12 protein-coding genes and 1 pseudogene are annotated in these 12,336 nt (G+C 65.4%); 9 read left to right on the forward strand and 4 right to left on the reverse strand.

From position 1 onward, the window contains the following. Window positions 1-760 precede the first annotated feature (760 nt). Window positions 761-1,723: a DUF6615 family protein gene (locus ACFV0O_RS18580; protein WP_380342753.1), complete on the reverse strand. Its 963-nt coding sequence runs from the start codon at window positions 1,721-1,723 to the stop codon at window positions 761-763. A gap of 356 nt (window positions 1,724-2,079) precedes the next feature. Between ACFV0O_RS18580 and ACFV0O_RS18585 the strand changes: the two genes are divergently transcribed. Beyond that, the gene (locus ACFV0O_RS18585; RefSeq protein WP_380342756.1) at window positions 2,080-3,021 is read left to right on the forward strand and encodes a DUF4365 domain-containing protein; all 942 of its coding nucleotides are present in this window, start codon (window positions 2,080-2,082) and stop codon (window positions 3,019-3,021) included. Between the two features lie 88 nt (window positions 3,022-3,109). Here ACFV0O_RS18585 and ACFV0O_RS18590 read toward each other — a convergent pair whose 3' ends face one another. Next, complete coding sequence (locus tag ACFV0O_RS18590) at window positions 3,110-3,373, reverse strand: hypothetical protein (protein WP_380342758.1); 264 nt, start codon at window positions 3,371-3,373, stop codon at window positions 3,110-3,112. A 355-nt stretch (window positions 3,374-3,728) separates the two neighbouring features. Between ACFV0O_RS18590 and ACFV0O_RS18595 the strand changes: the two genes are divergently transcribed. The 7 genes and pseudogenes from ACFV0O_RS18595 to ACFV0O_RS18625 all read left to right on the forward strand — a co-directional run bounded on the left by ACFV0O_RS18595 (window position 3,729) and on the right by ACFV0O_RS18625 (window position 10,049). Further along, window positions 3,729-4,301, forward strand: coding sequence for a winged helix-turn-helix domain-containing protein (locus tag ACFV0O_RS18595; RefSeq protein ID WP_380342901.1), 573 nt, complete (start codon window positions 3,729-3,731; stop codon window positions 4,299-4,301). Beyond that, window positions 4,217-4,783: a transposase gene (locus ACFV0O_RS18600; RefSeq protein ID WP_380342904.1), complete on the forward strand. Its 567-nt coding sequence runs from the start codon at window positions 4,217-4,219 to the stop codon at window positions 4,781-4,783. Before ACFV0O_RS18595 ends, ACFV0O_RS18600 begins: the two co-directional genes overlap by 85 nt. A 394-nt stretch (window positions 4,784-5,177) precedes the next feature. Then, window positions 5,178-5,547: pseudogene (locus ACFV0O_RS18605) on the forward strand (pyridine nucleotide-disulfide oxidoreductase); the annotation flags it as partial. Window positions 5,548-5,626: 79 nt separating this feature from the next. Then, on the forward strand, window positions 5,627-6,514 hold the full coding sequence (locus tag ACFV0O_RS18610; protein WP_380342760.1) for an abortive infection family protein: 888 nt from the start codon (window positions 5,627-5,629) through the stop codon (window positions 6,512-6,514). A 234-nt stretch (window positions 6,515-6,748) separates the two neighbouring features. Further along, window positions 6,749-8,059 carry a hypothetical protein gene (locus ACFV0O_RS18615; protein WP_380342762.1) on the forward strand — a complete coding sequence of 437 codons (1,311 nt, stop codon included), beginning with the start codon at window positions 6,749-6,751 and terminating at the stop codon, window positions 8,057-8,059. Window positions 8,060-8,264: 205 nt separating this feature from the next. Next, entirely contained in the window at window positions 8,265-8,534 is a 270-nt protein-coding gene (locus tag ACFV0O_RS18620; RefSeq protein WP_380342764.1) for a hypothetical protein, read from the forward strand. 804 nt (window positions 8,535-9,338) lie between these two features. Next, on the forward strand, window positions 9,339-10,049 hold the full coding sequence (locus ACFV0O_RS18625) for a hypothetical protein (protein WP_380342766.1): 711 nt from the start codon (window positions 9,339-9,341) through the stop codon (window positions 10,047-10,049). Between the two features lie 75 nt (window positions 10,050-10,124). Here the strand turns inward: ACFV0O_RS18625 and ACFV0O_RS18630 are convergent, their stop codons facing one another. Together ACFV0O_RS18630 and ACFV0O_RS18635 are read right to left on the reverse strand one after the other, a co-directional pair. Further along, entirely contained in the window at window positions 10,125-10,871 is a 747-nt protein-coding gene (locus ACFV0O_RS18630) for a hypothetical protein (protein WP_380342769.1), read from the reverse strand. Next, window positions 10,868-11,125: a hypothetical protein gene (locus ACFV0O_RS18635; protein ID WP_380342770.1), complete on the reverse strand. Its 258-nt coding sequence runs from the start codon at window positions 11,123-11,125 to the stop codon at window positions 10,868-10,870. Before ACFV0O_RS18635 ends, ACFV0O_RS18630 begins: the two co-directional genes overlap by 4 nt. A 985-nt stretch (window positions 11,126-12,110) precedes the next feature. Between ACFV0O_RS18635 and ACFV0O_RS18640 the strand changes: the two genes are divergently transcribed. After that, window positions 12,111-12,326 carry a KTSC domain-containing protein gene (locus ACFV0O_RS18640; RefSeq protein ID WP_380342773.1) on the forward strand — a complete coding sequence of 72 codons (216 nt, stop codon included), beginning with the start codon at window positions 12,111-12,113 and terminating at the stop codon, window positions 12,324-12,326. Window positions 12,327-12,336 lie beyond the last annotated feature (10 nt).

Below are 12,336 nucleotides of genomic sequence, written 5' to 3' on the forward strand. Positions count from 1 at the left end.
TCTTACAGGTCGTAGATCTGATCGAACATGTCCCTGACCTGCAGAAATGAAGCTCCCTAGGAAGATCATTTCACAACCAGTGCACATGCGGCGGTGATGACGATGAGACGTGGTGAGAAGCGCTGAGCGGAGACCACGACGTCGAGTCGGCTCCGCACCGTTGTGGCGCGGTGCGGGGCTACGGATCGTGATGGTGTGGCGTCGTTCCACTCAGCGACTTGGTGGGGCGACCACGGCGGCGAAGAAGTCTCGAAGCATGGTTGGAGCTGTCGCCTGTCCGAGTTCGTGCCCGCCGAACCGGTACACCTGATATCCCTTGAGCCGTAGGGCCCGGTATGCGGTGACCGTTCGAAATACAGCTGCGGAGAGGCAGTGTTGCCTGTGGCATAGTGCTGCTTGCCGTCAACCTCCAGGACGATCCGCTCGGCTCCTGGGAGCAGGAGCAGGAAGTCCATGCGCTCGCGGCCCAGGGACGCTGTCCTTGCCTCCCCGCCCCGCGCGGGTTCGAGGGTCAATGTGCAAGTAGACCTGGGGGTGTCCACACCCAGACTTGTACAACAACCTTTAGAACAACAGCCACATTCGGGCTGAGGGTCTGGATGCGCAATGGGATTCCGGCGGATTCCGGGCCGTTGGCCACGTCGCTGGGCGGCCAACGAAGATGGCACAGCTGGACAGTCGACGGCTTGAGCGGCCCCCGACGCTAGCTGTGCCGCGCACCAGAAGATGCCAGGGGCAGTCGGTAGGCGCGCCGGTGCGGCTACTCCGACTCAGTGGCATCGACGTCTACGACGACTACCCCAGCAATGAAACGCCGGTATTCCCAGAGACCCAGCTGGCCACCAGACTCGATGGCGTCTGCCACATCCCGCGGCAGTTCTCGCTTCAAGCCACGCAGGATGTGGCGGAAGGGCAGCTTGTCAGGCTCGAACTGCCCCAACCCTGCTGGAATAGTGCCGAAGACCGTATCGTCCCCAAGATCCTCCGGCGTGGCCATCAGTAGCTGCCGCGCCTTCTTGACCGAGTTGAACATCGCCTTGGCGATGTCCCGCACGCCTTCCTGCTTCTGCTCAAAGAAGGTGGCAAGCTCTACAGCGAGGGGGGCGTCGAACGGGAAGCTGTCGGCGCATACCTCTGGATCGACAAGGTCCTCCAGGGGCACGCCGGTTTCGAAGGTGCTGCTGCCTGCGCTAGCTGGGGAGAGATAGGCGAGTTCTTGGGCAGCAAGAGCTGACAGCATCATGATGCTCGCGCGCTGGCAGCGCTGGCAGGGCCTACCGCGGTACTCGTGCACTGGACACTCGGTCACTTCCTCTCGATACTTCAGCGTGCCGCAGTACAGCGCGTAAACGGCTGGGACATCGAGGAATTCAGCAGTGGTCAGCAGATTACGCATCTGCTTGCCAGCCGCGTCGCCACCTGGGTGCTTGAAGTCGATGGCGCAGGACTGCGCCTGCACCTTGAGCTTCTTCGCCTGCACCAGGGCGCCGAACGCTTCCCCGCTGCGGTCCACGAACCACCAAAGCCAGTCAGCCCCGACGACCTCCTCCTGCGCTCGGTTGAACTCCACGTACCGCACTGTCGGGTATGCGGCCATGAGCAACCGCTCGGTCACCGACTCCTCGCCCCATGTCCGCCCTTGTCGCATGCTCGCAGTGACGAACTTGTCTATGGCTTTGCGCGAGGCCGTGAAGGCGGCCAGTGTGGTCTTGCTTTGCGGCACGGGGACGTCCTTCCACTTCGGAGCCGGCCGAAGCAGCTGAGCGACTCCGCTCAGAACGCCCACCGCCGTCGGGTCCGCAAAGACTACGGGCCGCCTCCGATGGTCGTGAGAGCCCGATCAGCCTCTACGAGCAGCAGACCCACCACGCGCTGTGCCCCTGAGGCGCTGGGCGGCGGCGAACGACCTCCCCAAGCCGTGGCCGTCAGTGAGACAGTACTCAACACTCAACCCGGTCGTCGCTCGGAGCCGATCATGGTTGTCCATGAAGGAGGGGACGACGCAGAGCTAAGTTCAACGGTCAGTCCTCACGGCTAGGCTGCATTGGCGGCGGGACGCGTCCGGGGGAGGTACCGAGCATGGCGACGATCAGTGCGAGCCGGAGGATCGGGCGGGCGGGGGTGAACGCCCTGCGGACACTCTTGGAGGAACATGACCACCTCGTCCAGGAGATCGGCGAAGGCGCCGATCACGGGGAAGACCTCTACGTCGGATTCGTCAGTGGGGGCCGGCGAACGGGACATGTCGTAGCAGTCCAGGTGAAAAGCGGGAAGAAGTACAAACGGGCCAAGGGGTACGCCATCCCCGTCGCCGACCACCGGCAGGACTGGCAGGAGAGCCGTCTCCCCGTTGTGGGTGTCGTCTACGACCGCGACCAGAAACGGTTGTTCTGGGTGAACCTGACCCAGGAGCTACAGAATGGAAGCGGGGCGGCCTGGATTCAGGTTCCTCTGGTCAACGAGCTGACGGACGGTTCACTCAGCAGCTTCGTCAGCGAGTTGCAGACGTACATCGACACGCAGGGCTCGCACGTCGCCGGAGAGGCCGAGGACGTCACATGGGTGGCTGATGCCACAGGCGAGGCCCCCGTCGCCGCCAGTGGCCAAGCTTCCCTCGCGTTCAACAAAGTAGTGGGTGCGGTCGGCATCCTGGTGGCGACGGCGTATGTAATCTCCATGGCCGCGATGTTCACGGTCATGGCGGTACCGGTCCTTCAGGTCACCGATGACGATGTGTGGTTCTCGATCGGCTCGCCCCTGGCCGCTGTTCTTGCCTGCCTGGTAGCCAGCAGCATGGCGACACTCGATCCTGGCAACCTGTGGGCGCAGGTCACCCGCGTGGCCGGGGTCGGTGTCGTCTGGTGGATCAACTATTTGGTGTTCAGCCACTATCACCCGCTGAACAACCTGGCGATCTGGTTGCTACTGGGGATGGCGATTCTCTGCGAGACCCCCGCTTTCGTCTGCACCCCACAGATCGTTTACCGGTTTGCGATGGCCGGCCGGCAGTACCCAGGGTGAATCCGATCCGACCTGTCCCGCAGATTGCCGCTCTCCCCAGTCGACCGAGAGAGGCAACCCCGACCTGGTCCCAGGTGGCCGGTGCGCACTAGTCGTCGTTCGGCAGGTACCACCCGTGCTCGCGATGTCTGGGCTCCGGTGGGTTCGGGTTCTCGCGGGCATAGGCTTCGTTTGCGCGGCGCGTCATCTCTTCGTCGTAGCGGTGCAGCTCGTTGTAGAGTTTCGACGCCTCGTTGACATCCCCGCTAGATGCGTAACGCTGCCGCAGCGCCTCGCGCTCGTCTTCAAGTTCCGCGTCGGACAGCGGGCGGAGGCTACCGAGGCCACGCGCGATGGAGTCGAAGATGCCCATGCGTTGATGTTGTCACATTGGGGGCTACCGCCGTGCCGTTGTCCGCCAATACCGCCTCGAAGGTGTGAGAAAACGCCCGGCGGGCCGGGTCCGGCGAGAGCTTCAGCGTGGACGAGGATTGCTGGCATATCAGGCATCGATCCGAGTGCGCCCGGAATTCAGATGGCAGCCTTCGTGGTGTTGTCATTGCAGAGCCACGGTATTGGCCACAGAAAGCGGACTGAAAGGTGGAAAATCGCCAACGGTCGGCACGTTACTGACTTCGGCTCGTCAGGGTGAACTTTCGCGAAGTCCCTGATGGGTATGGAGCGGTGGCTGTATCCGGTGGTGTGTGAGATATGCGGATGGGGGCGGGCTGACCGCCGCGGGACGTGAGCGCCGGGAAGTGGTACGGATCCAGGCGGCCGAGCTGTTCGAGCAGGGAGCCAAGCCGCCGGAGGTCGCGCGACGACTGCGGGTGAGCCCGAAGTCGGCTTACCAGTGGCACCAGTTGTGGCGGGAGGGCGGTGTGCAGGCTCTGGCTTCTCGCGGCCCGAGCGGGTCGCGGTGCCGTCTGTCACCGCGCTGCCTGGAGAAACTGGCCGCGTACCTGGAGCAGGGTCCGGCCGCGCATGGCTGGGTGGAGGACCAGGTGTGGACCGCGGCGAGGGTGGCCACGCTGATCGGCCGGAAGTTCCACGTCTCCTACAGCGTCTCGGGTGCCACGAGGCTGATGCACCGGCTCGGCTTCAGCCCGCAGGTTCCCGCGCGGCGGGTCGCCGAGCGCGACGAGCAGGCCGTCACCACGTGGAAGGAGGCGACGTGGGCGGAGGTAAAAGAGCGCGGGCGGCCTGCGGGGGCTACATCTGCTTCGAGGACGAGGCAGGCTTCACCCGCCGTCCGCCCAAAGGACGCACCTGGGGCCGACGAGGCCGCACCCCGGTCGTGACGGTCAGCGGCCGCCGCTCGGGACGCCTGTCCGTGGCGGGACTGATCGCCATGCGGCCCGGCTCCCGGACCCGGCTGTGCCACCGCCTACGCACCCGCCCCGCAGGCAGAGGCAAGCGCCGCAGCATGGGCGAGCGCGACTTCATCGCCCTGATCGACGGCGTCCACCAGCTGGTCAAGGCACCGATCGTGCTGGTCTGGGACCGCCTGAACACCCACGTCTCCCACGCCATGCGCGACTTGATCGCCGAGCGTGCCTGGCTGACGGTGTTCCTGCTCCCCGCCTACTCGCCCGACCTCAACCCCGCCGAATGGGTCTGGGCCCACGTCAAGCACAGCCTGGCCAACCTCGCCGTGGTCGCCCTCGACCGACTCGAGGCCCTCGTCCGCAACCGGCTCAAACGCCTGCAGTACCGGCCCGACACCCTCGACGGCTTCATAGCCGGCACCGGCCTGACCCTCGACACCCCAGCCTCACCCTGACAAGCCGAAGTCAGTAATGGCTCGGCCGGTGTCGCAGCGTCCGCTGGAGGCGGCGGGGAGGTTCCTGGCCGGCCGCCGGAGAGTCTCGGGGTGCTCCCGCGACCTGTCCGAAGTAGACGACGCCGTCCTTGCTGCGGCAGAGCAAGGGGATGGTGTCAGTGAGCAACGCCATCAGTTCCGGGGGGTCAGTGATACGCGGCGTCGTGGGCCATCGAGGGCTGCGCTCCCAACTCTTCGCGGCAGAAGGCTTCGGAGACGCACCTCCGTAGTGGAAACCATCATCTATCCGACCACAGGAAGTTGTCCTGGAGTCGACCGAGAACGGGTGCTTCGCTGCTTGTTGTTGGTCCTGGACCGAACCGCCACCCGCCGCGTCCGGGGCGGCGATGCGTAGATCTCCGACCTGGGCGACATCGTCGTCACCCTACCGGTGCGCGCGGCCCGCGACGCTGGCCTCCTCGCCGCCCGTCCGATGTTCGAACGCCTCGACGCCGACGGCGCGGTGTAGGGGAACGGCGAGCGGTGGCCCTGCGACGCGGTCGTCTGGTGCACCGGCTTTCGGCCCGACCTCCGACCGCTGGCCAGCCTCGGTCTGCGCGGCGGCGCGGGCCGCATCCCCACCGACGGCACTCGCGCCCTGGCCGACCCGCGCATCCACCTGCTCGGCTACGGCGACTGGACCGGCCCCCACCTCCGCCACCCTCATCGGGGTGGGCCGCACCGCCCGCACCGCCGTCGAACAGATCCGCTCGATCACACCGTGACCAGCGCTCGTACAGCGGCTCTGTGCAGGTCCCGGAAAATCCCCAACCGCCCTGTGGAGCAAGGGAGTACCGTTCCTTCATGGTCGCAACCACCAGGTCCGAGCTGATCAGCCCCGCCACCCGGGTCGCCTTCCGATCGCACTGCACCGGCATCAACCTCCGTGACATCGCAGTGGCCTGGGAAGGGCAGGGCTTCGCGCCCGTCGCCCCGGACGAGCTGAACTACCAGGACACGGGCGCACGACGCTCCTCGTTCCAGTCCTACGCCCAGGCGGTCAACTGGAGCGACCGCGGCCACGTGGAACGGGCGCTGCTGGTCTTCGAGGACCTGATGCGGGTCGCCCGGCGTGATGAGTGGCAGGGCAAGTGGCTGGAAGACCTCACCGTCCCGCTGGAGCGGGACGGCCTGAGAGTCGACGAACGAGGCCGGATCCTTTGGACCAAGCCGCCGACTCGCACCCACGACCTGAGCGGCCTCCGCGACCCTTCGGGCATCCTCGTCGAGCTCGACCGCGTCCACCGCGACCTCTCAGACGACCCCGCCGGCGCCATCGGCAGTGCCAAGCAGCTGATCGAGGCCACCGCAAAGACAGTCCTGCGCGAACGCGGCCTACCCATCGACGAGAACGCCAAGATGCCCGCCCTGATCAAGCAGGCCCAGAAAGCCCTCGCTCTGGACGCCTCCGCCGCCATCCCCGGCCCGGACGGGACCGACGCGGTGAAGAAGATCCTCGGTGGAGCGGCGGCCATCGCGATCGGGATCGCCGAACTGCGCAACCGCGGCTACGGCACCGGCCACGGCCAGGCCAGCGCCCCGACCGGTCTGGGTGTGCGGCACGCACACCTTGCGGCCAACGCGGCGATCACCTGGTGCGAGCTGATGCTCGACACCCTCCGCGACCCCGCCGCTCCCTGGCGTCGGACCGCTTCCGCGCCTCCCTCGCAGCCGGGGCCTGCCGGGGCGTGACCGCGTTCATAGGGGCCTGCACCTTGGATCAGCTGTAACGGGCGAGCTTGAGCATGGACACGGGCAGGATTACCGCGAGCGCGGGACCGAGTACGGGAAGGCGCCCGGAAGGATTCCGCCCGGAAATACGCCGACCGTCGAGCAGATCAAGGCTGCCCTGGTGACACTGGGGTGCCGATGCCCAGCGCCGCCTCGACTCCGCCCGATGTCATCGCCACGGTGTCCAATAGCCCCATGGACGACCAGCAGCCCCAAACGACATGGCGCCAGGTGAACGGCAGCGCCGAGGTAACCCTGATCATGGAGACCCCAGCCGGCGTCTGCATCCGCCACATCCCCGACGCGCTGCCCCTGCCGCCCGACACTGATCCGGGCAAGGGCGCGGAACTGGCGACCCACGCAGCTGCGGCGACCTGGGGGCTCCCTGACTTCGTCTTCCATCCGTCGATGGCCGAGAAGGGCTCCGGCCGACGTGAGCTCGGTGACCGCGTCATCCTCACTGGCCAGCGCGGGTTGATCGTCCAGGTGAAGTGCCGCACTGTCGCCCCCAAGCCCGACGAGGCCGAGCGGGCGTGGATCAACAAGGTCGTCGGCAAGGGCATGCGGCAGGCGAAGGGGACCGTGCGGACCCTCAAGCTCGCGGCGGCCACGATGGTCAACGGCCGGGGTCGTACTCTGACCGTGGCGGGAGACGCCTTCGAGTGGGCCGCCGTCCTGGTGCTCGACCACCCGTGTCTCCCTGACGCGACCGTGCCGGACTGGGAGCCGATCGGCATCCCCGCGATCGCCCTCACCCGGCGCGACTGGGACTTCCTCTTCGACCAGCTGCGCTCCACCACCGCGGTGGTGGACTACCTCTTCCGCGCCGCCGCCGAACCCAAGGGTGCACTGGGCGAGGAGCCGCTGCGCTACTACGTACTCGCAGCCGCCGATGCCGAGGCCGAACCAGCCGTCATCGACACCGAGCCCGTCGGCCGCGGAGGCCAGCATTGGTCCGCGCCCCTCCTGCCCCAGGCACCAGCCGGTGCGGAGGGCACCAGAGCCCACCTGATGACGCGGATCATGCTTGAGGACATCGCCACCAGCCCCCTGCCCAGCAGCGGACTGGAGCAGGACCGGCACGTCCTGCTGTCCGACCTCGACCGGCTCCCGGTCTCCGCCCACACCGAGTGGGGAGAGCTTCTACTCGACATGCTCGGCGACGTCCAGGATGTGGCGCAGGGCAGTACCAAGTGGCGCTTTCGCCGCATGCTCGACCCCGGCGGAACCCAGCAACTGATCACCGGCTGTTGTACCCGCTTCGACGACATCACCCGGGAAGCGTTCCGCTCCTACATCCAGCTGCGCCACCACGAGGTGACGGAGCGGACTGGTCTCACCGATGCTGCGACTCTCGGCGTTCTGCTCACGCCGCGTACCAGCGGCCCACGTGAGTGGGACACCACCTGTGTTCGGATCAGCGGCCCCAGCGATCTCGACGACGACGAGCTGGAGCGTTACCAGGGCCTGTGGAACCGCGCGTCCATACCGGATGCCAGCATCTGAAAGCCCCGGGCTCCGGCGGGACCGGCGTCTGCGGCGGCGCTGGCCTCTTCGACGAACCCGCCTAGGAACAGGGCGACAGCGGGGGCTGTTGCGGAGCCCCCGCTGTGCCTCAGCTCATCACTCTCGGCGTTCCTTCGGCAGGCGGTTCATGCTCGTCCGGGGGCGGCTGCTGACCGTCGGGGCAGCCACCCTCAGCAGCGGGGTCGTGACCGAACCGCTCGTTCGGTCGCGCGCCGCGCTGCCCGCCCTGTGCCTCGCCCAGATCGCCGGCTGGGGCGTGCTCTACCACGCATTCCCGATGCTGCTGTCCTGCATCATCCGGTCCACCGGGTGGCTCACCCGGGCGACCACCGCCGCGTTTTCGGCGGCGCTGCTGAGCTCCGCGCAGACCGGAATCCCGATCGGCCGCCTGCCGGACCGGCGCGGCCCGAGGGCGGTAATGACGGTCACCGCCGCTCCTGGTGAGCATGGGTGATGCTCTGCCCGAGAGAGCGGCAGAGCGGGCAAAGATCGAACCTGTTGAGTTGGTAGCCCACGGGTGCTGGCTACTGAAAGTAGCCAGATGGCGTATTGCCCAGTGCTGGCAAGGGCAGCGGGGTGGTCATCGCGAGTTCGATCTGCACGTGCTCATTTCACACTCATTTCACATCGCGAGCCGCAGAGGTATTGCAGCCGCCCCCTCTCCAGGCGTTTCCGCAGGTCAGGGCCTTGCCTGACCTGCGGAAACGATGAGAGATCAAACTGTATTTCCGCAGGTCAGAGGGGGTCTTACAGGTCGTAGTTCTGATCGAACATGCCTCTGACCTGCAGAAATAGTGGCCACCTAGAAGATCATTTCACAACCAGTGCACACGCGGCGGCCTCAACGGATGAGAAGAGCCGAGAGGTGTTGGGCGGTGATGAGAGGTCGCGCGGCTGGGTGTTGCGCGTCACTACGGAGTGCCACCGAAGCGCGAACCCACCCCTGGCCGCGAGGTGGGCGAACTGGAAGGACAGAGGTGGTGACCAGGGCGACGACGATAGTCAGCTCGGACCTGATGGACGCCGCGATGCACGCGCTGACCGAGCTCGCTGGCCCGGACCAGTTGGCGGTGTTGGCCGGCGGGACGCTGGATGGGCGGCTCGCCCGCCGTCGGTAGGTTGAGTGCATGGTGGGCTGTGTCTCCTGGCGCCCGGCAGCGGTGCCACGGCGTGTGCTGGAAGAACGGTGCCCGCCCCCTGGTCCTAGGATGGCTCGCCAAGACGAGAACACGGCGGACTCTGTACGGCTGGGGGCGGCATGGCTGGCTACACCTTCAGCGAACTCACTGCATTGCCTACCAAGCCGCGAGGCACAGCGATCAGTCCGGCGTGGCGGTACCTAAAGGGTGCCCATGCCACCGTTCAGGGAGTGTTCGACGGGCTCACCGCTGTTCGGGTTGCCAAACAGAAGGATGATCCCCGTGGTCGGCTTGGCAGGGATGAGGCGGATCTGCTGCGGGCCGCCATCGTCTTCACCTCCAGCGGTATCGACGCCTGCGCCAAGAGGCTGCTCAGGGACACCGTCCCGCTGCTGATCAATGGCAATGCCAACGCCGCGAGAAAGTTCGACGACTATGTGAAGCAGGATCTTGCTGATGGGCCATCAGACTCTATGTCCAAAGCGATCCTCAGCCTGGACCCGCGCGAGGAGATGGTCCGGCTGTACGTCGCAGCACGCGCCAAAGCGAGCTTTCAAGGCAGCAGCGACTTGAAGTCGCGCCTCTGTGACACCCTCGGCCTGACCAATGCTCAGATGCCAGCGGCGAAGCTCAAGGCTCTCGACGACTTCTTCATCGCGCGAAACGCCATTGTGCACGATCTTGACTACGTCAACCCGAGCGGGACGAGTGAGGCCCGAAACGTGCGGAGTCTCGACGGTGTGTGGGCAGAATGCGACGCAGCTCTGGTACTGGTCGCCGAAATCATCGCCGAGGCCGCGGTGAACATTCGAGCTCTACCGAAGGTGTGAACCACCCCGCTGCCTCTGGTGGTACCTTGCGGCTCCCACTTGGCTGAACTGGGCCAACGGCAGGAACGAGGTCTTCTACGAGTAGGCTGTGAAAATGATTGATATCGCAATCCCAAGGAAAATTCCAATGCCAAGCCACCGAAATCTTCCTTCCCAGTCGGGGAGGACTATTGGGGGAGGTGGAGTTACTCTTGCCTCAACTCGTTTCGCGATCTCCGCAAGTGATATAGTCACTTGCTTGAGCTCTGCTGTGTGGACGCTGCCGCCTTTTAGATGATTCATTTGATCTGTTGCAGTGCCAAGGCTTTCAATGCTGCTTTCGAGTCGGACTGCGAGCCCGTCGAGGCTGCCATTGTTGTGAGATCCGAGAATTTCCTCAAGACGCCTGACTAGATTAGCAAGCGATTCGAAGTCGATTCTTGTAGAGAGCCGGGAAAGCTGATCCGCGGCTTGGGCTATCTGGCTTGCCACGTCTTCGTTGATGCTGTGGCTTGCATGGGTGAGAAGGCCGGCGACGTCCTCATTTATCCGATGTGAGGCGTATGTGAGACGGTCGGCTACGTCTTCATTGATGCTTCGGGCGGCCACGGAGAGCTGGCTGGCCGTGTCGGGTGAGATTATTCCGTCGCGCAGGGCATTTTCGAGCATCTGGGAAAGCCTAGGTGCCGACTTTCCCAGCTTTGCGAGTGTGGCCTTGGTTTTCGGGTCGATCTCATGGTGAATATTGATGTCGCCATGCTGGTCGCCGCCGATAAATGCACCGTTGCCGTAGTTATTTTGAATCGACTGCGACTTTTGAGGCACTGGGGCGTCGGTGGTCACCTGTCGTTCCGGGTGCTGATATTGATTTCACCATAGTGATTGTTGCCGATGAATACCCCAGAACTGTAGTTGTTTTGAGAGCCGATGGTAGTCGTCCTGTTTGGTGCTGCGGTCGCGAGTTCCTCAATATCGGCCCGGGCGTCGGTGTGGGCACCAAGAAAAGCTGCGAACAGCTCGGTCCAGTTGTCGGTGACGGCGCGCTCAGTAATCTCGCGCCGGCTCAGCGCTTCCGCGTGCTCATTCAGCATCTGCAAGGCGGAGGTCTCCTCTTGGGGGTTGCTACTGCGACGGAAGATGGCTGAGATCCGAGTGCTCAATGCGTCGACCTGGCCTTGGAGTAGGTAGGAGAGAACTCCACTGGCGGCTCCCGTACTCACTGCCATAACTGCTTCTCCGTACATGGGACGGTTCTCCTTTGAAGTAGCTGGATGGCCCTCGCATGGGTTGCACAGCCCGGCCTGGACCGTCTTGCGTGCCAGGTTCGTCGACAGTATCGGCCGTAGTGCGGTCCTGGCCGGGCAACGTTGAGCGCTGTCTGAAAGGCGATGCTGGGATGTCTGTGCACCGTGTCTACTGCGCGGACAGGTGCCTTCCTCGCTCACGGGGTACCTGGGCCAGGTCGACACGGGTGGGAGGACGGCCGGAACGATGCCGCCGTGGGAGGGCGATGACGACGCCGTCGAGTGCGACCCCGGTCGGGAAGCCGACGGTGCAGGGCGCTGGCCGGATCGATTAGGAGCGGGACGAGGAGGGTGATGGTGGCGCAAGTCCCGGAGACGGTAAGCACCGCAGTGAGCAGGCCGAGGATGACGGGGCGAGCAGGACGGCGGCGAACCGAGCGGGTGGCGCCTGCGGCTCGACGGATGGTCAGCTCAGGGGTCCGGTCGCGGACGGTGGCGAGGCCGATGTTGAGCAGGTCAAGCGCGGCGGCCAGGAGCGTGGCCAGAGCGATGCCGAGCAGGGCCTTGTGGGTGGCAGGAAGGTCCTCGGCGAGTTGGGTCGACGGTGTGGGCGCGCCGGACCTCTACCTCGCCCGGGTCCATGCTGTTGGCGTCGCTGCGGAGGAGGTTCCAGCCACTACGCCAAGGGTTCACCGCGCGGTTGCCCGGCAGCAGTGGCCTCCCATGGTTGGCACGCTGCCCGACGCCAACCTCCCTTTCCGGGCGGGCTCTTGGCGCACTGCTGATAGCATCAACGGCTAACCGGGCACCTTCCGGCGCATCAATCGCAGGAGGCACTGTGCTGCACCAGCCGGTCCAGTCCACCAATGTCCTGTCCGTCGGCTACGACGACCGCTCCAGCACCCTGCAGATCGCCTTCCGCAGCGGATCCCTTTACGAATACACGCACGTGCCCGCGCAGGTGCACACCGCACTGATCGCCGCCGCGAGCAAGGGCGGGTTCGTGGCCCGGTATATCAAGGGACGGTACCCGACCCGCAAGCTTGCGGGCTGACCCGGCTCTG

The organism is Kitasatospora sp. NPDC059577 (assembly GCF_042735475.1).
GTDB lineage: Bacteria > Actinomycetota > Actinomycetes > Streptomycetales > Streptomycetaceae > Kitasatospora.

What these genes read in the sequence shown, in the direction of transcription:
- ACFV0O_RS18585 (WP_380342756.1), top strand. Translation starts at nt 2,080, where the DNA reads ATGGCGACGATCAGTGCGAGCCGGAGGATCGGGCGGGCGGGGGTGAAC.
- ACFV0O_RS18590 (WP_380342758.1), bottom strand. Translation starts at nt 3,373, where the DNA reads ATGGGCATCTTCGACTCCATCGCGCGTGGCCTCGGTAGCCTCCGCCCG.
- ACFV0O_RS18610 (WP_380342760.1), top strand. Translation starts at nt 5,627, where the DNA reads ATGGTCGCAACCACCAGGTCCGAGCTGATCAGCCCCGCCACCCGGGTC.
- ACFV0O_RS18615 (WP_380342762.1), top strand. Translation starts at nt 6,749, where the DNA reads ATGGACGACCAGCAGCCCCAAACGACATGGCGCCAGGTGAACGGCAGC.
- ACFV0O_RS18625 (WP_380342766.1), top strand. Translation starts at nt 9,339, where the DNA reads ATGGCTGGCTACACCTTCAGCGAACTCACTGCATTGCCTACCAAGCCG.